Genomic DNA, 23,359 nt, shown 5'->3' on the forward strand with positions numbered 1-23,359 from the left:
TTACAATGCTCCCTTCTCCTGTATTAATACTGAGCCTGTCTTTGTATCAACATCAACAAGTAATGGATCTGTTCCTTCTACTGGAAGCGTAGAAAACTTTAAATATTTCTGAACAACATCCTGTTTTTCTTCTTTCTTCAATACATCTCGGATTTCACACAGTATGTTTCCGATATTGGTCTTCACTTCACCTTGCATACTAATACGCTTTGGCACCATCATATCGATATTTCCAGTCGTTGATTTAATAAATAGTGTCTCACAACGAGCGTCATTTACCGTACAGATAATATTTCCATTAAAACTTTGTAGATCTGCCTTTTTATAAGAGCCATCGACTTTGATGGTTCCATTAATCGTTTCAGCCTCAATTTTTTGAGTATCCAGCTTCGTTAGGGTAATATGGCCATTTGCTGTCTCCACTTCAAGCTTCTCAGTCTGGAAGTTAGTCAGCGTAATTTTTCCATTCGCTGTTTTAGCCTTAAAATCCTTCACACTTATCTGTTCCCCATCAATCTTCCCATTAAACAAGCGTACAGAAATAGCATGATAGTGCTCCTTAGGCAGGTACATCACAGCGTTTACTTTCATTTTTTTCTTTTGGACAGAGTATCGAAGTTTACCACCTTCGATAGAAAATAGTACATCCTGTAAAAAGACTTTTCGTGCTTCATCCTGAGATTCTGTTTGATACACCTTTGCTTCGCATTCCACACGAACATCTCTTTCAGTCCAAGGAACCAGTCTTACACTACCATTTGCCACATCAATATCCACGTCCGTTAAATAAACATCAGAATGCTGAAAGATATGCTTTACCGATGTAGCTGGCCCAAAGTTGAAATCAAGATCAAAATCTTTAATTTTCTTATACGCCTTATCCATAAAATCTAAAACAGTCTTCTTTAGTGATGCTGCTTTGGCAGCCTTGGACTGGAAGGAAGACTCTCCTTCATTCCAGTTAACTTGCGTTGAAAGCTCCGTCACAAACGACTCCTGCTTTTCTTCCATTTCTTTATGGTCCTTCTCAAGTTGCTCTAATAAAGCCATTGCCTCTTCAGCTGAAAGCTTTCCTTCTTCAATCATCTTTAATATTCGTTTCCGTTCTTCTACGATTGGCATATGCTAACACCTCAATATTTATTAATATGTTTTTAACACTTGAATACCTTTAATGACATTCCAAATAACGACTACAATATTTATTAAAATGGCAAGTAAAAAGCCAAGAATAATGGAGATTCCAAAAGTCCCCATCGTTTCTACCATAATGGCAAACATTATAATAACGGGTATGGTAATGACCGGAATGATGTGAGAAAATAATGCCCTTTTCGCATGATGCTTCACTTCCCGATCATCGACAATAAAATAAACGGCAATCGGTAAAATAAACCCTGCAAAGAAAATACTAAAATAACACAACGATGAAATAATCTTGTTTGTATTGTTACCCTCCATGTTATCACTTCTCCTTTCTAGTATTTACGAATAAATGGAGTATGAAGTTTCAATTTTTTTTAAAAGTTTATGAATAGAAACGAGAGCTCTGGGCTTGAAATGATTTTAAAAGGGTAGGTTTTAATAAAATAAGAGCCTTCTTCATACTTATGTACTAGTCAATTATACTTAAATCGCATTGAACTATATCTTGACAACAGGTATAATTATTAATTATTCAGTAAATTAGGAAACGAGTGATATGATGCATTTAAACCCATACTCCTCATTAAATAATTACCGTCATAACCAGATTAATATGCTAAAAGTTTCCACAATTACAGAACAATTATCAAGCGGGCAACGAATACCACGCGCTAATCTTGATCCTGCTTCAAGCAGTATATCCGTAAACATGAGAGCTCAGCTAAGAGGATTAGAGCAAGCAAGTCGTAATGTTCAAGATGGGCTCTCACTAGTTCAAACTGCTGAGCAAGCTGTAAGTGATGTTCAATCTTCTCTTCAACGGATGCGGGAACTGGCTGTACAAGCTAGCAATGAAACGTTAACCCTATCAGACCGGCAATCCCTTCAAACCGAAATTAATTCTCTCATAGAAGGTATAGAAAAAGTAGCAACCAATACAACATTTAATAATCATAAATTATTCAGTATTGAGCTTGAAAATGAGGTTGTTCAAGTCCCTGTAAAACCGGGACAAGTTGTGTTAGCAGCTTCTTTCAAAGTACCTGAAGGGGAAAAAGATACACTAATTGTACATGGTTTCTTTGATAATATTTCAGGTGTTGAGTTTCCTGATATTAACGTGTTAAGCCCAACCGGAGAATTATTTGGCTGGTGGCCTGGCAGTTATAATGGACAGTCAAAGATGAACGACTATTTAACAACAAATGATGGGAAATCCATGGTAGATGACAACAATAATTCCTCTAACAGAGCTGAATACAGTGGATGGGCCGGCAATCCTGAGAGCATGCGATTTGAAAATCCTGTTAGTGGAACGTGGAGATTGTATGCACAGAGCATAGGTGGACAAGAAGATTCAAATTACAATGTTGGATATGATTACTTTAGTACACCCAAACAGTATAATATTCAAACCGGTGCCAACTCTGGGGATGTTTATACAGTAGAAATGAGTAATATTACTCCCGTATTCCTCGGAATAAATAACACCTCCGTATTAAATGCAAAAGACAGTCAGACCGCCTTAGAAAATATAGACAAAGCAATAGACTATACTCTTTCCGAGATAGGAAAATATGGTGCCTATTCGACTCACCTAGAACATACGTCAAACTCATTAAGTACATATACAGCGGAACTAACAGGCGTAGAATCTAGAATTTCAGACCTAGATTATGCAAAAGGGATTATGGACCTAACGAAATACAAGCTCCTTCAACAGGTTCAACCCCAACTTTCAAAAAATCACGACTTACAACCAACTCAAGTATTACAATTACTTCAAGCATAAAACCCTTACTCGCCTTCTAATGCGAGTAAGGGTTAGTTTTTTATAAGACTTAGGAATGGGAAGCCTCAAATTCCTTTATGAGGTCTTCAGTTCGTTTTCGATCTCGTTCTAAAACTGGTTTTAAATAACGACCCGTATAGGATGCCTCCACTTTTACAATATCCTCTGGTGTTCCGGTCGCCACAATGGTACCACCTTTATCTCCACCTTCAGGACCCAAGTCTACGATATAATCAGATGCTTTAATGACGTCCAGGTTATGCTCGATGACTAAAACGGTATCTCCATTTTCCACTAAACGTTGAAGAACAACGAGTAGACGAGCGATGTCATCGACGTGAAGGCCAGTTGTCGGCTCGTCGAGTATATACATAGAACGACCTGTTGAACGGCGATGAAGCTCAGAAGCCAGTTTTACACGTTGCGCTTCTCCACCAGATAGTGTTGTCGCCGGCTGTCCCAATTTCACATAGCCTAAACCTACATCAACAATGGTCTGCAGCTTTCGGCTTATTTTAGGAATATTGGTGAAAAATTCTAATGCATCCTCTACTGTCATTTCAAGAACGTCAGATATATTCTTGTCTTTATATTTAACCTCTAGGGTTTCACGGTTATACCGTTTACCGTGACATACTTCACATGGAACATACACATCTGGTAAGAAGTGCATTTCTATTTTAATGATTCCGTCTCCACGACAAGCTTCACATCGACCACCTTTAACATTGAAGCTAAATCGACCTTTTTTATAGCCGCGAACCTTAGCTTCATTCGTTGAAGCAAATACATCACGAATATCATCGAACACTCCTGTATAAGTAGCCGGATTGGATCTTGGTGTTCTACCAATTGGAGACTGGTCAATATCAATGACCTTATCAAGCTGCTCCATTCCCTTTACTTCTTTATGCTCACCAGGTCTAACCTTGGATTTATTTAGCTTTTGCGCTAATGATTTATAAAGAATTTCATTAATTAATGTACTTTTTCCAGATCCTGATACACCGGTAACTGCCATAAAGGTACCGAGTGGGAATTTAACTTTTACATTTTTCAAGTTATTTTCCTTTGCTCCGACAATCTCTATATAACGACCATCTGGCTTTTTACGCTCAACTGGGATAGGAATAAACTTTTTACCTGATAAATACTGTCCAGTTAAGGAGTTAGGGTCAGCCATTACCTCTTCAGGTGTCCCGGCTGAGATAATCTGTCCACCATGAACGCCAGCACCTGGTCCAATATCAATTAAGTAATCGGCTGCCATCATCGTATCTTCATCATGCTCAACGACAATAAGCGTATTACCGATATCACGCATATTTTGTAGCGTATGAATGAGTCGATCATTATCACGCTGATGTAGCCCGATTGAAGGCTCGTCTAGGATATAGAGGACGCCCGTTAGTCGAGAACCAATTTGTGTCGCCAAACGAATACGCTGCGCTTCTCCACCAGACAAGGTCCCTGCTGCTCGACTCATTGTTAAGTAGTCCAAGCCAACATTGATAAGAAAACCTAATCTCTCCTGAATTTCTCTAATAATCATATGAGCAATTTTGGCTTCCTTTTCAGAAAGGTTCAACCCTGTCACATAATTATACGCTTCTGTAATGGAGTAATTCGTCACATGCCCAATATGGTTATCACCCACAAACACGGCTAAGCTTTCCTTTTTTAATCGGTGCCCTTCACAGGTTGGACAAGGTAGCTGTGCCATGTACTTTTCCATTTGCTCACGGATATAATCTGAGCTTGTGTCACGATATCTTCGCTCCACATTCGCTAAGATTCCTTCAAAGGGAACGTAATTTTCACGCACTTGTCCAAAATCATTCTCATAGCGGAAGTAAATTTCGTCACCATCGCTTCCATATAGCACCCTATCCATAAGATGCTTGGGAATGTCTTTGGTCGGAATGTCCATATCAATGCCATAATGATTACATACTGATTCCAAGAGCTGAGGATAATATTGAGAACTTGAAGGCTCCCATGGTGCAATTGCATGACCACGTAACGTTTTGTCCCAATCTGGTATAACAAGCTCCAAGTCTACTTCAAGCTTCGTACCCAATCCATCACAACTTTGGCAAGCCCCAAATGGACTGTTAAAAGAGAACATTCTTGGTTCTAGCTCACCAATTGAAAAACCACAGTGCGGACATGCATGATGTTCACTAAAAAGGAGCTCCTCTTCTACATCCATTACATCGACCATGACTTTTCCATCACCTAATCGAAGAGCTGTTTCTAAGGAATCTGATAATCGAGCTGAAATCCCATCTTTAACAACAATTCGGTCGACAACAACTTCAATCGAGTGTTTTTTATTTTTTTCTAATTCAATGTCCTCTGAAATCTCCATCATTTCACCGTTTACACGAACACGAACAAAACCTTGTTTCTTAATGTCCTCTAAAACTTTGACATGCGTCCCTTTTCGACCACTGACCATCGGCGCTAGGATCTGAAGCTTCGTACGTTCTGGATATTCAAGGATACGGTCCACCATTTGTTCAATCGTTTGGGAACTAATCTCAACACCGTGGATGGGACAAATCGGTCGACCAACACGGGCAAATAGTAAACGTAAATAATCATAAATCTCTGTTACGGTACCAACAGTTGAACGTGGATTACGGCTTGTTGTTTTTTGGTCAATTGAGATGGCCGGAGACAACCCTTCTATGGCATCAACATCAGGCTTGTCCATTTGTCCTAAGAACTGTCTAGCATAGGCAGAAAGTGACTCTACATATCGTCTTTGTCCTTCGGCATAGATCGTATCAAATGCAAGTGATGATTTTCCTGATCCTGATAAGCCAGTTAACACAACTAGCTTATCTCGAGGGATCGTAACATCTATATTTTTTAAGTTATGGGCACGCGCCCCTTTTACAACTATTTTATCCATTGCCATTTCTTATTTTCCTTCCGCTTTCAGTTCTAATAGCAAATCACGAAGCTCTGCTGCTCGCTCGAAGTTTAGCGCTTTTGCCGCTTCCTTCATTTCCAGTTCTAAGCTAGCCATCAGTTTTTCACGTTCTGGCTTTGTCATCTTTGCAAAAGAAGGTGCTGCCTCATACTGCTCTTCTGTCTCTGCCGCAACTGTCGCCCGGATAACATCTCGAATTTTCTTCTGAATGGTTTGAGGTGTAATTCCATGCTCGCGATTATAGTCTTCCTGCATCTCTCGACGACGCTTCGTTTCATTAATTGCAATTTCCATTGAGTTTGTGATCTTGTCCGCATACATAATGACATGACCATTTGCATTACGAGCTGCACGACCAATGGTTTGGATTAATGAACGCTCTGAACGTAAGAATCCTTCTTTATCTGCGTCTAAAATAGCGACAAGTGAGACCTCTGGTATATCCAAGCCCTCTCTTAAAAGATTGATCCCTACTAGAACATCATATTTACCTAAACGTAAGTCACGAATGATTTCAATCCGCTCAAGCGTTTTAATTTCAGAATGCAGGTAATTTACTTTAATACCTACTTCCTTCAAGTAATTCGTTAAATCCTCTGACATTTTTTTCGTTAACGTAGTGATTAACACACGTTCATTACGCTCAATTCTTGTATGTAATTCACCTAATAAATCATCAATCTGCCCTTTAATTGGACGGACATCTATCGTCGGATCCAATAATCCAGTTGGTCGAATAATTTGCTCAATCATCTGAGGAGTATGTTCGATCTCAAAAGGTCCCGGTGTAGCTGATACATATACAATTTGGTTAATATGCTTTTCAAACTCATCAAACATTAACGGACGGTTATCCAAAGCAGATGGTAATCTGAAGCCGTGATCGACCAGAACCGATTTACGCGCTTTATCTCCGTTAAACATTCCCCTAATTTGTGGCAAGGTAACATGCGACTCATCAATGACGATTAAGAAGTCTTTTGGAAAGAAGTCTAATAAAGTATAAGGAGTAGATCCAGGTGGACGTAACGTTAAATGCCTTGAGTAATTCTCAATTCCTGAACAGAAACCCATTTCCCTCATCATTTCGAGATCATAACGAGTTCGCTGTTCGAGTCTCTGCGCTTCAAGCAGTTTACCATTTTCACGCATTTCCGCTAGTCTTTCCTCTAGCTCAGCTTCAATATTTTCAATCGCTACTTTCATTTTTTCCTCACGGGTAACGAAGTGGGATGCAGGGAATATGGCCACATGCTCGCGCTCTCCCATTATCTCTCCCGTTAACGCATCAACCTCTCGAATTCGGTCAATTTCATCACCGAAAAACTCGACTCGAATACAGTGTTCGTCGCGTGATGCTGGGAAAATCTCAACCACATCTCCACGTACTCGAAACGTCCCACGCTGGAAATCTATATCATTACGAGCATATTGAATATCTACTAAGTCGCGTAGTAGTTGATTTCGTTCCTTTTCCATCCCAGTACGTAGGGACACCACAAGCTCTCGGTATTCTTCTGGAGAACCTAATCCATATATACAAGACACACTTGCAATGATAATAACATCGTTCCGTTCAATGAGGGCAGATGTGGCAGAGTGTCGCAGCTTATCAATCTCATCATTAATGGATGCATCTTTTTCAATAAATGTATCTGTCTGTGGAACATAGGCTTCCGGCTGATAATAATCATAATAACTGACAAAGTACTCAACCGCGTTATTTGGAAAGAACTCTTTAAACTCACTATAAAGCTGACCCGCTAACGTTTTGTTATGGGCAATGACTAATGTTGGTTTATTAACCTCTTTAATTACGTTGGAGATCGTAAATGTTTTCCCTGTTCCTGTTGCTCCTAATAGCGTCTGATGTTTTTGGTTATTTCGAATTCCATCTACAATCTTTTGTATAGCCAGTGGTTGATCTCCTTGAGGAGAATAGGCTGAGACTAATTCGAACTGCTCTGTCACTCGGGAAGCCTCCTATCGATTCTTTTCTGTTTTCTATTGTAACAATTTACAAGTAAAAAACCAAGAAATATGCGAACGAATATTCGTTTTTATTTTTAATCGGGAATTGTGTTTTGTGCAATTATTTCTTAGTTGTGTGCGATTCTTCTCAGTTTGTGTGCAATAAACTCGACTTACTGTGCAATATCTCTTCGTTACTGTGCAATTCACTATTATCTGGACATAAAAAAACTCGCCTACCCTTAAGGATAGGCGTAAAACTACTTATTTATAGATTCTTTCGCTAAAAATTTGTTTCTTATTTTATCGCTCTGTTAAACCTTGTTGTTGATTTTCGTTCCAGGACACTCGCTTTCCGTGGGCGAGTCCGGGAGCCTCCTCGGCGAAAACCGTGCCTGTGGGGTCTCCCGCGACCCGCTCTCCCACAGGAGTCTCGCGTCCTTCCACTTCAATCAACTCTACTAAAAATCAACACTGTACTCTAACACAGCCTATTTTATAAAAAACTGCCTATTTAAACCTATATTGCTTCTTCTGCCTGAATTTAATGATGAAGAAGAGTGAAATCATGCCGATTAGGGTAAGCGGTAAAATCAGTGAGGCTGAACGTGAATCTTCATTCCCCTTCTGTTCACTTTCTATGCGTTCCATGTTCTGAGTTTCTATTTCTTGTTTCATATCCTCTGGCAAAGTTTGATTGACGTCAACATACAGTGACTCAGGTATACGGCTTGTATCAAAATGTTTAAAACCGTAATCAAATAACGTTTTCGTGTCTTGATAAGGCTGCTTCTTTCCCGTTGCCTTCATGGTCACAGCAATGAGTTGAGTTTCACCTCTTTGCGCAACGGTGACTAACGTAAACCCTGATTTTTGTACATATCCGTTTTTACCACCAATGACTCCTTCATATGGTAGATCTAGCATCATGCGGTGGTGAGTATAGAGAACCGTTTCCCAGCTCTGACCTTTCCAGGGCATTGATTTGATACTAATCAATTTCTTAAATTCTTCATTTTTCATCCCGTACCTCATGATTTGAGCCATATCATAAGCTGTTGTATAATGCTCTTCGTGAAATAAACCATGAGGATTTTTGAAAGAGGTATCTGTGACAACGACCTTTTCCTGAACAAAAGCATTCATATGTTCAGCAAAACCTTCTACTGTTCCATGCATATGCTCGGCGATTGCCACCCCGGCATCATTTCCAGAATTAATCATGAGTCCTTGAAGGAGCTTGTCTACCGTAACAATCTCGCCTTCCTCCAGATACACGCGAGTACCTTCTACGTTTCTAGCATTCTCACTAACTACGACTTCATCGCTAAGATTGCTTTCCTCTATTGCAACGATTGCCGTGACAAGCTTCGTAATACTAGCCGGATACATCTGAACATGACTATTTTTTTCATATAAAACTAAACCGGTTTTGGCATCCAGTAAAATGGCACTTTCACTATGAAGACTTAACTCTTCGGCTTTTGTCGAGACAGGAAATAGGAGCAAGCATTGAAATAATGAAACGATGGTGATAGTTAGTTTAATTGTCTTCATTACAGCCTCCAAATTCAAACAGCACATACTATATATTTCGGTAGAACGGCCCTTTTTTTGAGGACCGCTTTCAAAAAGTAAACAGACTCCTACACGCTGAGTCTGTTTACGTTTCTCTTAATGGTCATCTTTTTACTTAGTAAACTATGAAATACCATTCCCATCACGACAAGCACGACACCCATGAGTGAAATAAACGAAGGCAGTGGAATTGATAAAAAGATCATTTCACCGAGAATAACAAATAATATTTGAGAAGATTGCGTAGCCTCGACTGCTGCTAGTTTTCCTGTATCATCTTTCACCAGTTCTGTGGCAAAAAAGAATAAAAGCGTGGCAATCACACCAGATGAAATCGCAACTAAGAATGTTTGGATTACCTGACTAGTACTTGGTGCTCCTTCTGTCGTATACCCGACTATAGCTAACATAAGCCATAACGGCATCGAAGCAAGTGTCATACCGAGAACACGTTGAAACGTATCAAGCTTCCTAGAGTATAGCTCCATCATTTTCCGATTACCTAACGGATAAGCAAAGGAGGCAATGATGACAGGCAAGACTCCTGTTAAAAGAAGATTCCATGTTAATCCATTTTCAGCATTCTCTAGCTGTATAATGAGGATTCCAAGAAAAATTAAACTTGAAAATAGTAGACTTTTTACCGGAATGGTTCTCCGTAACCCGGTTGAATCGACGAATAGGGGAGTTAATAAAATCCCCGCAATAATGGTAAATTGCCAGGTCCCTGCTACTAACCATCCTGGACCAGAGGAAGCGGCATAGGTGATTGGTCCATAAAATAAGCCAAACCCGATAAAACTCCAGACTAACCAAACGACTGGTTGTTCTTTAAGCTCTTTCCATAATTCCTTTAGATTTCCTCTTAGCGCAACAATGAGAACTAAAAAAGGGACCATAAAAAAGTAACGAAGAGAAGCACTCCAAAGCCAGCTCCCACCTGATAGTTCCATCGCTCTGTTTAAAATAAACGTAAACGCAAAAAAGCACGAAGACAGAATTCCAATCAAGAATGCTTTCATTGATATCGCCCCCCGCTTCCATTTTTCTTTATCATACACTCTGATTCATAAATGTGCGATAGGAAGCAGAGGAGAACTCTATAAAACTAGGTTTCTATCTGGATATATTTGCTGCAGATGGTGTCAAACGGAACCGGTCTTTGATAATAAAAACCTTGACCAATGTGACAACCACTTTCCCTTAAGTATTCATGTTGCTGTTCATTCTCAATTCCTTCTGCCACCACTCCAACTCCAAGCTCATTACTTAATGTAATCATTGCTTTTACGATTGCTTGATCACCCTTGCTCTCTAGTATTTCATTAATGAACACTCTGTCAATCTTTAAGCAATCGATTGGGAGATGCTTGATGTAACTTAGTGACGAATAGCCCGTGCCAAAGTCATCAAGAGCCGTCCATAACCCAGTCTCCTTTAAGCGCGTGATAATCTGTACAGCAATATCCATGTTATTCATGAAGATAGATTCCGTAATTTCAAATTTCAACATACTTGGTTCAAATCCAGATTTCTTAATAATGGCTTGTACTCTCTCAACAAATCGTTTTGATTTAATTTGTTCAGAAGAGATATTGAGGGAAAAATGAACAGGTTGTCCGCCTCTTTCCAACCATTTTACCCCATCTTCACACACTTGTTTTATGACCCATTCCCCAAGCGGAACAATTAAGCCTGTTTCTTCTGCGACGGGAATAAATTCCCCAGGTGAGATCCATCCGTATAGAGGGTGATCCCAGCGAATTAAGGCTTCAAATCCCTTCAGTTTACCTGTTTGCAAATCATATTGAGATTGATAGTGTAAGGTAAACTGATTTCTTTCTAACGCTTTTCGCATCTCATTCTCAATCATTAGCTGCCTCGCTAACGTCTTGCCTTGATGTCGGTCGTACACTTCAATTTTTGTTCCATTTCTTTTCGCTTTGTACATCGCCATATCTGCATTTTTCAACAGTGTTATCATATCTTTTGCATGAAGTGGATAAAGAGAAATTCCTATGCTAACTGAAACCGATAATTCAATCTCCTGAATAAGTATAGGCTCTGAAATAATCGTAATGAATTCCTCAGCCAGCCTTTCCACCTCATAAAGATACTCATTTACGGATAGAGATGCTGCTTTGGGATGGATAATCAACAATTCATCTCCACCCATCCTACACGCAATCCCTTCAGGACCTAGCCTTCTCTCGATTCTCTCTGCGATTTTTACAATAACCTGATCTCCCATATGATGACCATAACTATCATTAATTAGTTTAAAACGGTCAATATCCATATAGATAAGTGCAAAGATTTCATTCTTTTCGTATTCCAGATAGGAAGAAGCAAAATGACGATTGTATAAATTTGTAAGTGTATCCTTTATCAATAATCCTTCCATGATAATGGTCTGTGAGAGAAGATGCCCAAGTGACATTGCCAGACCCATTTGATGTTCTGTAAAAGCATAAGGCTTAGTATCTAAACCACATAACGTTCCAATAATTCGATTATGCTGATCATATAAAGCAATACCAAAAAAACAACCTTCTCCTCCAAGCTTTTGCTTAATTGACTCAAAGGCTGGAGCATTAAACTCAGAAAGCTTTGTAATCATAAGTGGTTCCCGACCACCTTTTGTAACTAAACTTCAGAAAACTGCGTCAAAGGGAAGCGTGGAACCGGCTTCCACTAACGTCTCTTTTTGATTAAAGGTTTCAATAAAGTAATTCGTTTTTCTATCATTAATTGCAATGAAAAAAGTATTAATTTGAATCGTATTCTCTAATAGCTGAAAAACCAATTTAGCGCTTTGCTTCAATGTTTGAAAGTGGGTAACATCTCTTGGATGTAAGAACACTAGGACTTCCTCCTCTCATAAAAACGTATAGTAACTCTATACTATCATTTTGTGTCAAAAGTAAGGGTATGCCTATCACCCTCGCTTCCTATTTTCATAAAAAAATATGATTATTATAGGAATAAATTCCTAGAGAAGGCTACCTAACAATTCGTTTTTTACAACAGATCATAAAAAAAACTTGTGTCAGCGGTTTCCCTACCTACACAAGCTTTTACATTACTTTAGAAAAAGTATTTTCGGTTTTATCTTTTATATTCATTTGGTAGTCTACAAATTGTGGGTAGACCGCTTCAAAGATTGAGCTAAATTCCGCGTTAAATTGCGTACCCATACTATCTAGTACGATCGCTTTCGCCTCTTCAGCACTAAAGGCTTTTCGGTAAGAACGATTGCTCGTTAACGCATCAAAGGTATCTGCAATCGCAATGATTTTGGCATTTAGAGGAGTCTCCTCATCTGTAATGCCTTTTGGATATCCTCTTCCATCAAATCTTTCATGATGATGAAGGATACTTTCAACGATATAACGGGGATAGCCTAGTTCCTTGGCTAGATCCGCTCCATATTGCGAATGCAATTTAATCGTATTATATTCCTCTTCCGTCAGCTTCCCCTCTTTTGACAGAATCTCTTGAGGAATATTTAATTTCCCAATATCATGTAGAATCGAACTAATCCGGAGAGATTCTAGATCAACTTGATAACCAATTGAACTCATATGCTCACCTAACAGCATGGAGTAATCGGAAACCCTGATTGAATGTCCACGAGTATAATCATCCTTCGCTTCTACCGCTAAGATTAACGTGTTTACCGTTTTATCATAAATATAGGAGTTTCTCGTGTAGTTCGTATTGGCTCTTACTACGAAATCAAGAATAATAAGATAGGTAATTAAGAAACTTAGATCTATCACTCCTTGTATCGGAAGAACTTCTACATAATAGTTACGGAAGAACAGTCCATAAATAGTAACCAGAATCGTGAAGACACTACCTATGTAAAATAACCGTTTACTATTGAAAAGAATAGATAGTAAAGGTAGGAAAATCATGCAGAAATAATTATAAAAAGGTAGCAATAGACTTAATGCTGTTATAACAAAACATACACTTAAAAAAAGAAAGTCGCCTCGATATTTCTTCTTTACATAGCGATGGACAATCGTATATGGCAAGAAACCAAGCGTCAAAGTAAAGAGCATATAGAAATATGGTTGAGAAAATTCATCCATAAAAAATACATAGATGGCGTGTAGCATACATGCACCCATCAATGACATCAGCCATAGTATTTTTAAGATCTTCTCAACCCTAAGTTCCATGATGCATCTCCCGTTTTCAGAATATTTAAACTCTACAAATTTCGACATATTTATGTAACTATTTTATACAAAAAAATAGTTTAGAGAAAGGCTTGATTTTTTGTAAACTTACATAATTTAAGAGTTTACTTTTATTCTTCATACATCATTTTAATCGTCATTCCACCATCCACTACCAAATTAATACCTGTGATAAAATCATTTTCCTTAGAAGAGAGGTATAGACACGCTCTCGCAATATCTTCTGGTGTACCAACTCGCTTGGCTGGATGTTGCTCATGATCAATTTTACGTAAATTTTTATAATTACCCGTTTCAATCCACCCCGGGGAAATAGCATTAACCGTAATACGGTCTTCGCCGAGTGAGGTAGCCAGCGCATGTGTAATGGATACAATTCCACCCTTTGTCGCCGCATATGCCTCTGATGAAGGCTCTGACATGATCGCACGAGTTGACGCAATGTTAATAATCGCGCCACCATCCTGATTCTCTCTCATATACTTCGCTGCCTCACGTGAACCGAGAAAAACACTACGTAGATTGGTGTTAATCATATCATCCCACTCGTCTACCGTTAGCTCATAAGGAGAGGTAAACACACTTTTCCCAGCATTGTTAATGAGTACATTAATTTGTTGATAGGTAGCCTTTGCTTTCTTCATAAGCGTAATAATATCTTCTTCTTTTCGTACATCGGTTTTCACAAATATAGCTTCGCCGCCATCGTCTTTTATTTGTTGAACCACTTCTGTTCCAGCAGTTTCATTTATATCGGCGAGAACGACCTTTGCCCCCTTTTTTGCATACATAAGGGTAACTGCCTTTCCAATTCCGTTTGCAGCACCTGTTACAACGACGACCTGGTCAGTAAAAGACATGCTAATCACTCCTTTTTACTTATACGCTAACAGGTTTTAAGGGGTTTCACAAATGATTGAAGTGTGTTTTGGGGTTATTAGGGTGATTTTTTTAGCTTTTCCAGGCCAATTGAGATCGAATTGCACAGTAAATGAAGAAAATCGCACAGTAGTTTGGGATAATTGCACAGTACTTCGAGCGAATTGCACACAAACTCCGATTAATTGCACAAACGTAAAAAATCCCACAGCCAAACCTAGCCGTGGGAGTATCTTATTTTTCATCAGGAGTAGTCGCGTAACTCTGTTCTTGCTCCAGCTCTTTCATATAAGCGTATTTTTGCTCTGCCTTCCACTTTAACTGCTTTGCCATGTATTCAATGACCGGCTTTTTCCATTTCTGTACCCAATCAATTTCAAAAAATAATGCACCCGTTCGCCTAATAAAAAAATCAACCGGTTTATAAGCCATCTCGGACCTGAGACTATATTCGACTTGGACATACACTTCTAAAGGCAATCTGGATTCATGACGATTGTAAGTTGTCGCGATCTCCAGCAGCTCTTCTATATTGGAACCATAACGACGGGCCAGTAACAAGTATTGCTCTTCCGTAAAACCCATCTCTATGGCTTTTTCTACATGGGAAGCAATATAAGTATTTAAATTTTTCGACCCGTTTACATGTCCGCCTGAAATCGGCAGTTGTTTGGTCTGGCACGTTTTTTTTAACGTTGATCTATACTTAAATACAGAGCTTTCCACAATGAGGTCTACTATCATCTCAGCCATTTTTCGATAGCCCGTTAGCTTTCCTCCTGCGATCGTAATAAGACCTGATTCCGACTCCCATACCTCATCCTTACGTGAGATTTCCGACGGGTCTTTCCCTTCTTCATATATAAGAGGCCGAACACCTGCCCAGCTGGACTCCACATCAACTGGACTCACGTCTACTTCAGGAAACATAAAACGAATCGCATCAATGATATAGCATGCATCCTCCTGGGTCATTTTTGGATATCTCGGCTCTTCATCAAAAAAAGTATCTGTTGTTCCGACATACGTTTTCCCATCTCTAGGAATCGCAAAAACCATTCGACCATCAGGTGTGTCAAAATAAACGGCCTGCTTCAGTGGAAATTTCGACTGATCAAAGACAAGATGAACCCCCTTCGTTAGACGAAGGTGTTTACCGTTGTTCGACCGGTCCTGTTTCCTTAACGTATCTACCCACGGTCCCGTTGCATTCACCACTTTTTTCGCACGTATTTCATACCGTTTCTTTGTAATTTGATCTTCAACCTCAGCACCAATGACCTTGCCATTCTTATATAACAACTCAACTACCCGCGCATAATTAATGGCCTGTGCACCGTGGTGAACAGCTTCTTTTAATACCTCGATTGTTAACCTAGCATCATCTGTTCGATACTCCACATAGTATCCGGCACCCTTTAAGCCCTCTTTTTTAATGAGCGGCTCATTCACCAGCGTTTCTTTCACACCTAACATACGTCTACGTTCACTTCTTTTTACACCAGCTAAAAAATCATAGACTCTTAGACCAAGAGAAGTAGACAATCTACCAAACGTCCCTCCTTTATGAAGAGGAAGAAGCATCCACTCGGGTGTTGTCACATGTGGTCCATTTTCATACACGATCTCTCGTTCTTTCCCTACCTCTGCAACCATCTTTACTTCAAACTGCTTTAAGTAACGTAAGCCGCCATGTACGAGCTTCGTCGAACGACTTGACGTACCTGCGGCAAAATCCTGCATGTCGACTAGACCTGTTTTGAAACCACGAGTCGTTGCGTCTAACGCAATTCCACAACCCGTAATTCCTCCACCAACGACTAATACATCAAGCTTGGTTTGAGATAAGCTTTCTAAGGTAAGCTGTCGATCTCGGCTAGAAAAATTCATACGATTACCTCCTATTTCATTTCTACGCGGTAAACGCAAAAAGAGACCAAAACAAACGAACGCGGCATGACTGCCACGTGTTGCGATAGCAGCCTAAATAAAAAACCAACAGCCTAATGCAAGACTGTCGGTTTCGCTTTTAACATGATTTCTAGCTCATCCATGGCTACAGGTCTACTAAAGTAATAGCCTTGCATCTGATCGCAGTTGATAGTTCTCAAGATGTCCTGTTGCTCTTTCGTTTCAACACCCTCGGCAATAACAACCATATCCAAACTGTGGGCAACCTCAATTAATGCTTTGACAATAATCATATCATCGTCATCTTGATCAATTTCCTGAATAAATGCACGGTCTATTTTTAACACATCAACAGGAAGTCGTTTTAAGTAATTTAAAGAAGAATACCCTGTTCCAAAATCATCAAGTGCCAACTCAAGTCCAAGTTCCTTTAATTCCTCAAGCTTGTTAATGACCTGATCTGGCTGTGACATTGCCACACTTTCTGTAATCTCAAGCTTTAGTTGACGAGGAGAAATGCCACTACTGTTAATCGCCTCCGCAACTGACTGTAATAGCTTGCTGTGGAGGAACTGACTCATAGATATATTAACTGACATCGTTAGTTGATCTCCGCCTGTTTGTTGGAAGGTTTTCAAATCTCTACAAGCCTTGTTTAGGATCCATTCCCCGATTGGAATGATTAATCCTGTTTCTTCAGCAATAGGAATAAACGAGCCTGGAGATACAAAACCAAGGGTAGGATGGAACCATCGAACGAGAGCCTCTACTCCTTCAATTTTGCCTGTTTCTAAGTTCACCTGCGGTTGATAATACAGTTCAAGTTGATTTTTCTCAATCGCCTGTCTTAACTCATTTTCAACTTCGACTTTAGAAATAATCTCCAGGTTAATCTCTGAATTATAAAACTTATAATTATTTTTCCCAGATTCCTTCGCTGTGTACATAGCGATATCCGCATTTTTAATTAATGTATTGAGTTGCTTACCATTTTCCGGATAAAGACTAATTCCAATACTTGCCGATAAGAAATATTCACTACCCTTTAGCTTATAAGGTTCACACAAGGATGATGTTATTTGCTTAGCTTTCGATTCAATTTCAGCAAGATCCTGATAATCAGGGATCAGAATGATAAATTCATCTCCACCCATTCTTGATACAATATATTCTTTATTGCTCATTGCCTTGATTCGTTCTGACACTTCGAGTAGTAATACATCTCCTGATTCATGACCTAATGTGTCATTGACAATCTTAAACCGGTCTAGGTCGATAAAAAACAAAGCCATTCTTTGAAACGATTGCTTTTCTTCATTTTCAGAGAAATAATGTTGCAGAAAAGTTTTATTATAAAGCTTGGTTAATTGATCATAATGCGCCAAAAACTCAAGCTTTTGTTTCGCTTCATATACTTCCGTAAACATGTTTCTTAGCTTATGTTCAGTTGTTTTAAAATTACTAACAATATCTCCTAGCTCCATCGTATGCATAGTAGGCCATGTTATGGAATCACTTTCCATAATCTTAGAAGGTAAATTAGTGGTCAAATCGGCTATTTTGGCAAAAGACCGTTGAATCCACTTACTTAATACGAAAGAGATGATTACAGTAACGCCTGAAACGATGAAAACTAAAATAAATAAATTGATAAATTGGTTATACAAATTAGAAACATACTTAGTTAGGGGAACTTTCACATGTATACTCCAAGGAATTTCCTTACTTATCTGTGTTACCTTACTATAAGACAGTGCCGCCCACTCTTGTGGAAAGTTAACTGCGTCTTCAAGGCTAGATCCCTGTTCCGTATTATAAAAGACTTCATTACTACTTATTAGCAGTTTTTGAGAGTCTCTTTGATCATTGTCCTTATTCGTTGCAACAATTTGCTCAAATCGATCAATAATGGTGATATCTACTAGGTCCTTTTTCATGTCAAGAATGGCTTTTTTAAATATGGATGGTTTAATAACCCCAACAACATATCCTTTGATTTGATTTCCATTGAAAACAATAGGTACTGTTAAGGAAACAGTCGGATGTGATGGACTTAACATAAATACATTTGAAAGATAGGGACGTCCTTGTTCATCTGCACTTCCAAAACTATTATTGAAATCAAATTCATAAAAATTATAGGCATTCTTTCCATAGCTTTGGATAACATTACCATTAATATCACTAACATAAATAGCTTCATACATAGGATTTGAGCTCACTATGCCCATTAATTCCGTATATATGTCAGATTTACTCTCTAAACCGTATACATTGATTTTATTCGCGGCCGTATATAAAGAAGTAAGAGAATTTGCGTGGATTTGTTCAATTCTTGTTTTTAACAAATTCGTCGTTTCGTCAATCTCATATTTTATATGTTGTTTTGTCTCTTGTAGCTCATCTTTACCAATGAGTATTAACGCAGAAACAACTGGTATTAAAAAGAAGATGAGTAGCATATTCAGGGTTATTTCTTGAAGAGAGATCCTTCTTCTGGTGTTCGCGATTTTTGTCATTTCTAAAGTAATAATTGCTAGGTTAGCAAGGACAACATTTAGAATTGCGTTAATTCCCTGTTTCAACATAATCATTGTTGAATTCATGTAGTCAAGATGTAGAAAAACCATATTCGTTAAATAAGAAAATGGTATGCCAATTGCTACAAAATACAATAAAGCACATATAACTAAATTTTTTCTAAATTTGTAGTAGAGCATACCCACAATTAAAGCTTCCATAACATAATAAAGCATGCCAAAAAGATGGTCCCACAAAAATATAGTGTAAACCCCTGAAAGAAAGGCTGAAAGAATCGCCCATCTATAGCCGTAATAATGAACGATTAATAGGACAAACACCGAACCGAAGATAAAGTGAATGCCTAGAAAAAGTTCTATATTAAAATAATTCCCTATAATGGCAAGAATGGTAAGAGAAAGATAACCTATCAATTTTCGAGCTCTACTGCCAGAACTAAACATGTCTTAATACCCCACGATGTCTTCTTTCAAGTTTCGACATTATTTGTTTTTTTATTATACATGCTTTAACCGAAGATTTGAGAACTTTTACAAATATTTTACACTCCATATTTAGGCAGTAGCGCTCTCTCGCTTACTATTCTTGTATAGATTTTGCTTTAACCTCCTACCTATTAAAATACCTTTCCGAAAACAGAACGCCCATTTTTCTGTACAGTGGGCAAACACCCACCCGGTACAGGCCAGAGGCACATAGAGTATAACAAACGTACTTGGAGGTGTAATCATGAGTGCAGTTGGTGGATACGGTGCAGGTTTTGCACTAATCGTTGTATTGTTCATTCTGTTAATCATTGTTGGTTCAGCTTACGTTGGATACTAATTTGATTTTTTCACAATAAATTGAAGGAGGAATTTTCATGCACGGATATGGTCATGGTTTCGGTGGTTGTGGTTATACAGCTCCAGTAGCAGGTGCTTATCATGGAGGTAGCACTTTCACATTAATCGTTGTTTTATTCATCTTGTTAATCATTGTTGGTGCCGCTTGGTGCTAATGGTTAGATCATAGAAAAGACTGCTCCCCGGGCAGTCTTTTTTCTAGGTATAAGGAAAACCACGCTAGAAAAACTAGCGTGGTTGCTTTATGTTGCCATACAACTCTTGCATCTTATAGTACGATTTCTTCAATCTCTCTTTAAACTGTGGTACATCCCACTTTTCCCATTGATACATCTTATAGGAACTCTCATCTGTTAGAGTGTTTGGATACCTTTGTAAGACCTCATTGTCGCTTGTGGTATGGACAACTCCTACTCTAATTCCCTCAATAAAGGTACTTGGAATGTCCAAGGCAGTGTTTGAATACAGATCACCAATGATCTCATGTTGAGACGGATCTTTAAAGTTCAACATCATCCAAGGGATTCTGACTTCCACTGTTTTTTGATCGTCGCTTACGGCCAAATCAGTTAGTGAATTGTAGTCATCGTCTTCAGGGTTTGCGTTTCCGAACTGTAGTTTTCCAGTTTCGACATACTCTAATGGAATCACCTTCTTAGTCCCATCACCTTGAGTTCTAACGGTTTCAAAATTTAGGACTAATCGAATTGGGGAGTAGATTCCGTTGTTCTTCATTTCAATGGCTGGATTCTCTTCAAGCATATTGGATTCAACAGCGAATTCATGATAAAAAGGATCATAATAGCTGTCCACTACAAGTCTTGAGATATCCTCACCAGTCAACTCTAATACAAAATCAACACCTGTTGCTTCCTGCTCTACTCCATTTGCAACGGAAGATTGCCCTTGATTCGGTATCGTATTTAATAAAACGTATGAGCGTTCTTTCTTCCAATCCATTGGATTTTCATATTCAAGTTTTACATACACATAACGCTCATCGTGATCCATCGCCACACTGTTGATAGGCCCTTTCCCTTCATTCTCGTATAGAAAGCCAGAAGTATTAACCCATTCTTCTGAATTTCCGTCCACCCTAATTTTAAAGCCTTTTTCACTAGGGTCAAAGCTCAGTAGCCCATAATTCTGCTCACTAGTCTGGATATTAGACCAGAAAGGACGACGATCTGGATTATCATATCGCATGGTGTTCCATGTTCGTTTAAACCATTCATCTTGCCAAATAAATACCATTCCACCCGCTAACTTCTCTTGAACGATATCTTCGAATAATTCAACTACCATTTCCCCCTGTTCCTGCTCAGAATGTCCACCTTGATCCTTGCCATGTACATTTAGATGGGTAATGCCTCGTGAGCCAGGTACACCGAATTCGGCCACAACTAGTGGCATCGAATGAACACGTTTCATTTCATTTAGATAGCCAGCATAATTGTTTTTTTCGCCTCGATGATCCACATAATTGACATAGTTCTCTTGATGATTGAGGAACTCAGGATAGTAAGGGTAAATATGATAAGAAGCAAATTGGCCAGCCTTAAACTGATCCGTTGAATGAATAACATTTGGATTAATCGACACCATATCTTCTGTCAAATCTGTCTCACTCGGATGTTTAAGCAAATCAGTTGTTACCCAGTTTGTAAAGCTCATCGAATGCTGCCAGTCATATTTCTCCATCTCATATGCAATGGTAAACTCCATCATTTCAGCAAGCCAAATCTCAAAAGGATTAGCAAGTTGGGTGTATATATATTTACCAGTGAAATCCTTTTTAGATGGATGTTTCTCGTTCGTACTCAAAACAAATTGAGGATCCCACTCAACCCCTAATATATAACCAAGGACATACGGAGATAGATCAAAATGATATTCTCCACTAGCATGACCTGATTTTTCAGGCAGAGTGGCTTGACCATGTAATAAATCAACAGTACGTTCTATTTCCTCCTTGAAAGATTTCACAGTGGTTTCTAGATATGCGTCTCCCGTCTTAAAAACTTCCTCATTCAGCCAAACACCATGAAATAAGTAAATAGGTTCATCCGCCGTTTGGTTATACTCATATAAGGCTTCGTAAAATCCAGGTGGATGAACGGTGTAAACACGAATTGAGTTAGCATTCATATCACCGATTTGCTTGAACCATCTTGCATATTCCTGCTTGGTAATAGCGGCTTCGCCAGGGAACGTACCGGGTTTTGCAATCCCCATATTTACCCCTTTAATTAAGAGGTCCTCCCATTTTCCGTCACGATAAACCTGTAAATATTGTTCACCGGATTTCCCAACTAGTTTTACACCTTCGTCGTTCTTCACTTCTTGGCTTGGCTTGGCTTTTGCTTCCTCTGACGACTTGTTGATCATTTGCTGTAGAATACCGTCCATCATCGGCACGTATACCTTCCAATAAAAAGGCACGGTACTTCCTTCAGGGTCTGAGGAGAAATGTTCTCGCCATTTCTTTAGTCCGATTGTCTGATATAAAGACGGAACCTCATCTTGATCAGCATAATCTCCGGCAAAATAGTACGTCTGAATACTGGAATTTTGATGGATAACAGCCGGAAACACTTCAGGTATATTATAGTCCTGTAGCTGCTTTTTCCCTTCACCGTTTAATGGGAGGGTATAAGTAGCTAGCACCTCCTCTTCATTGTAGGCTGTCACAATATCAAACCAGTAATTATACGTCTCTTCTCCTTTACCCTTTAACTGCTTATAGCCATTTTCTGTATAGTTAAAAAGCACGCCGCCTTCTTGTAGACCGTTTTGATCAATGACCACGATTTTATCTTTTTCATCGGCAAATACTAAGCCACTTCCAGTGTAGTCCCAAGTCCGGTCATTTTGGGTTTGATAGTTCGTCTTCACCCAAACAGGTACCTCTTCATTACTTAAATCTACAAAATAACGACCGATCCAACCGCTCCATCTCAGATTTAGTAATTCATAGAATTCCTCTCTAACCTTTGGCTCGGTAGGATTAGCAAATGTATTAAACTCGACGATTAATGGCGTATTATGTTTTGTCACAGCATTTTTTATCGCGGCCACTTCGTCACTCGTCATACCTCCATATAAGCTTTCAGACCGAGCTCCTTGCTGATTGGAGCCATAAAACTCTTCTTCATACACGCCATATCCATCTGTAATATACAAAAGATCATAGCCTGACATGTCTTCTGGCAATTCTTTAATGTCATATGCTTGTCCTTCTTTTGGATGAAAGCCGACATAATCTGTTGAATAATCATAGTTCGTTTGATCTGCTTGCTGATACTTATTTTGATTTAAAACCCAAGTAAATCCTTTATGTTCACGATGTGAAAAATCAGGAACTGTCTTATCTACAATTAACACATTAAATTCTGTTTCTGCTTTTATGTACCACAGCCAAAAAGGCGAGGTAATAACCGCAACAATTCCAAACATCACGAAAAAATAAATATAAAGCCGTATTCTACTTTTCACGTTCTCTTCCATTTCAACACCCTTTATCTATGTAACATTTCGAGAGTGA

The 23,359-nt window shown here is 38.9% G+C and carries 16 protein-coding genes; 3 read left to right on the forward strand and 13 right to left on the reverse strand.

Annotated elements, in window-relative coordinates:
* Together LT143_RS09330 and LT143_RS09335 are read right to left on the reverse strand one after the other, a co-directional pair.
* Positions 1-1,122 (reverse strand): DUF4097 family beta strand repeat-containing protein, encoded by a 1,122-nt coding sequence (locus tag LT143_RS09330; RefSeq protein ID WP_246942633.1) that lies wholly within the window; start codon positions 1,120-1,122, stop codon positions 1-3.
* Positions 1,123-1,143: 21 nt separating this feature from the next.
* Positions 1,144-1,461, reverse strand: a complete 318-nt coding sequence (locus tag LT143_RS09335; RefSeq protein WP_246942634.1) for a magnetosome magnetite crystal formation protein family — start codon at positions 1,459-1,461, stop codon at positions 1,144-1,146.
* A gap of 241 nt (positions 1,462-1,702) precedes the next feature.
* Between LT143_RS09335 and LT143_RS09340 the strand changes: the two genes are divergently transcribed.
* A complete protein-coding gene (locus LT143_RS09340) occupies positions 1,703-2,938 on the forward strand; it encodes a flagellin N-terminal helical domain-containing protein (RefSeq protein WP_246942636.1) in 1,236 nt (411 codons plus the stop codon).
* Positions 2,939-2,987: 49 nt separating this feature from the next.
* Here LT143_RS09340 and uvrA read toward each other — a convergent pair whose 3' ends face one another.
* The 10 genes from uvrA to LT143_RS09390 form a co-directional block, all read right to left on the reverse strand.
* Positions 2,988-5,864, reverse strand: a complete 2,877-nt coding sequence (gene uvrA, locus LT143_RS09345; protein ID WP_246942637.1) for an excinuclease ABC subunit UvrA — start codon at positions 5,862-5,864, stop codon at positions 2,988-2,990.
* 3 nt (positions 5,865-5,867) lie between these two features.
* A complete protein-coding gene (gene uvrB, locus LT143_RS09350) occupies positions 5,868-7,850 on the reverse strand; it encodes an excinuclease ABC subunit UvrB (protein ID WP_246942640.1) in 1,983 nt (660 codons plus the stop codon).
* A gap of 510 nt (positions 7,851-8,360) precedes the next feature.
* Positions 8,361-9,407 (reverse strand): D-alanyl-D-alanine carboxypeptidase family protein, encoded by a 1,047-nt coding sequence (locus LT143_RS09355; RefSeq protein ID WP_246942642.1) that lies wholly within the window; start codon positions 9,405-9,407, stop codon positions 8,361-8,363.
* Positions 9,408-9,496: 89 nt separating this feature from the next.
* Positions 9,497-10,450 carry a DMT family transporter gene (locus LT143_RS09360; RefSeq protein ID WP_246942645.1) on the reverse strand — a complete coding sequence of 318 codons (954 nt, stop codon included), beginning with the start codon at positions 10,448-10,450 and terminating at the stop codon, positions 9,497-9,499.
* Positions 10,451-10,536: 86 nt separating this feature from the next.
* A complete protein-coding gene (locus tag LT143_RS09365; protein ID WP_246942646.1) occupies positions 10,537-12,048 on the reverse strand; it encodes a putative bifunctional diguanylate cyclase/phosphodiesterase in 1,512 nt (503 codons plus the stop codon).
* Between the two features lie 33 nt (positions 12,049-12,081).
* Positions 12,082-12,291: a hypothetical protein gene (locus tag LT143_RS09370; protein ID WP_246942649.1), complete on the reverse strand. Its 210-nt coding sequence runs from the start codon at positions 12,289-12,291 to the stop codon at positions 12,082-12,084.
* A gap of 214 nt (positions 12,292-12,505) precedes the next feature.
* The gene (locus tag LT143_RS09375; RefSeq protein ID WP_246942651.1) at positions 12,506-13,618 is read right to left on the reverse strand and encodes an HD-GYP domain-containing protein; all 1,113 of its coding nucleotides are present in this window, start codon (positions 13,616-13,618) and stop codon (positions 12,506-12,508) included.
* A 131-nt stretch (positions 13,619-13,749) separates the two neighbouring features.
* Positions 13,750-14,499 (reverse strand): SDR family NAD(P)-dependent oxidoreductase, encoded by a 750-nt coding sequence (locus LT143_RS09380; RefSeq protein ID WP_246942654.1) that lies wholly within the window; start codon positions 14,497-14,499, stop codon positions 13,750-13,752.
* A gap of 253 nt (positions 14,500-14,752) precedes the next feature.
* The gene (locus tag LT143_RS09385) at positions 14,753-16,408 is read right to left on the reverse strand and encodes a glycerol-3-phosphate dehydrogenase/oxidase (RefSeq protein ID WP_246942656.1); all 1,656 of its coding nucleotides are present in this window, start codon (positions 16,406-16,408) and stop codon (positions 14,753-14,755) included.
* Positions 16,409-16,521: 113 nt separating this feature from the next.
* Positions 16,522-19,413, reverse strand: coding sequence for an EAL domain-containing protein (locus LT143_RS09390; protein ID WP_246942658.1), 2,892 nt, complete (start codon positions 19,411-19,413; stop codon positions 16,522-16,524).
* A gap of 286 nt (positions 19,414-19,699) precedes the next feature.
* Between LT143_RS09390 and LT143_RS09395 the strand changes: the two genes are divergently transcribed.
* Both LT143_RS09395 and LT143_RS09400 read left to right on the forward strand, forming a co-directional pair.
* Complete coding sequence (locus LT143_RS09395; RefSeq protein ID WP_246942660.1) at positions 19,700-19,795, forward strand: YjcZ family sporulation protein; 96 nt, start codon at positions 19,700-19,702, stop codon at positions 19,793-19,795.
* A gap of 37 nt (positions 19,796-19,832) precedes the next feature.
* On the forward strand, positions 19,833-19,970 hold the full coding sequence (locus LT143_RS09400) for a YjcZ family sporulation protein (RefSeq protein WP_246942662.1): 138 nt from the start codon (positions 19,833-19,835) through the stop codon (positions 19,968-19,970).
* Positions 19,971-20,043: 73 nt separating this feature from the next.
* On the opposite strand, the gene LT143_RS09405 is transcribed toward LT143_RS09400, so the two are convergent.
* On the reverse strand, positions 20,044-23,322 hold the full coding sequence (locus tag LT143_RS09405; protein ID WP_246942665.1) for a hypothetical protein: 3,279 nt from the start codon (positions 23,320-23,322) through the stop codon (positions 20,044-20,046).
* Between the last annotated feature and the right edge of the window lie 37 nt (positions 23,323-23,359).

Source organism: Bacillus pinisoli, assembly GCF_023036475.1.
In the GTDB taxonomy this organism is placed as follows: domain Bacteria; phylum Bacillota; class Bacilli; order Bacillales; family SA4; genus Bacillus_BS; species Bacillus_BS pinisoli.

Excerpts from the sequence above, each read along its gene's own strand:
- LT143_RS09385 (WP_246942656.1), bottom strand. The coding sequence starts at position 16,408 with ATGAATTTTTCTAGCCGAGATCGACAGCTTACCTTAGAAAGCTTATCT.
- LT143_RS09390 (WP_246942658.1), bottom strand. The coding sequence starts at position 19,413 with ATGTTTAGTTCTGGCAGTAGAGCTCGAAAATTGATAGGTTATCTTTCT.
- LT143_RS09375 (WP_246942651.1), bottom strand. The coding sequence starts at position 13,618 with ATGGAACTTAGGGTTGAGAAGATCTTAAAAATACTATGGCTGATGTCA.
- LT143_RS09355 (WP_246942642.1), bottom strand. The coding sequence starts at position 9,407 with ATGAAGACAATTAAACTAACTATCACCATCGTTTCATTATTTCAATGC.
- LT143_RS09365 (WP_246942646.1), bottom strand. The coding sequence starts at position 12,048 with ATGATTACAAAGCTTTCTGAGTTTAATGCTCCAGCCTTTGAGTCAATT.
- LT143_RS09405 (WP_246942665.1), bottom strand. The coding sequence starts at position 23,322 with ATGGAAGAGAACGTGAAAAGTAGAATACGGCTTTATATTTATTTTTTC.
- LT143_RS09395 (WP_246942660.1), top strand. The coding sequence starts at position 19,700 with ATGAGTGCAGTTGGTGGATACGGTGCAGGTTTTGCACTAATCGTTGTA.
- LT143_RS09330 (WP_246942633.1), bottom strand. The coding sequence starts at position 1,122 with ATGCCAATCGTAGAAGAACGGAAACGAATATTAAAGATGATTGAAGAA.
- LT143_RS09340 (WP_246942636.1), top strand. The coding sequence starts at position 1,703 with ATGATGCATTTAAACCCATACTCCTCATTAAATAATTACCGTCATAAC.
- LT143_RS09400 (WP_246942662.1), top strand. The coding sequence starts at position 19,833 with ATGCACGGATATGGTCATGGTTTCGGTGGTTGTGGTTATACAGCTCCA.
- LT143_RS09360 (WP_246942645.1), bottom strand. The coding sequence starts at position 10,450 with ATGAAAGCATTCTTGATTGGAATTCTGTCTTCGTGCTTTTTTGCGTTT.
- LT143_RS09335 (WP_246942634.1), bottom strand. The coding sequence starts at position 1,461 with ATGGAGGGTAACAATACAAACAAGATTATTTCATCGTTGTGTTATTTT.
- LT143_RS09380 (WP_246942654.1), bottom strand. The coding sequence starts at position 14,499 with ATGTCTTTTACTGACCAGGTCGTCGTTGTAACAGGTGCTGCAAACGGA.
- uvrA (WP_246942637.1), bottom strand. The coding sequence starts at position 5,864 with ATGGCAATGGATAAAATAGTTGTAAAAGGGGCGCGTGCCCATAACTTA.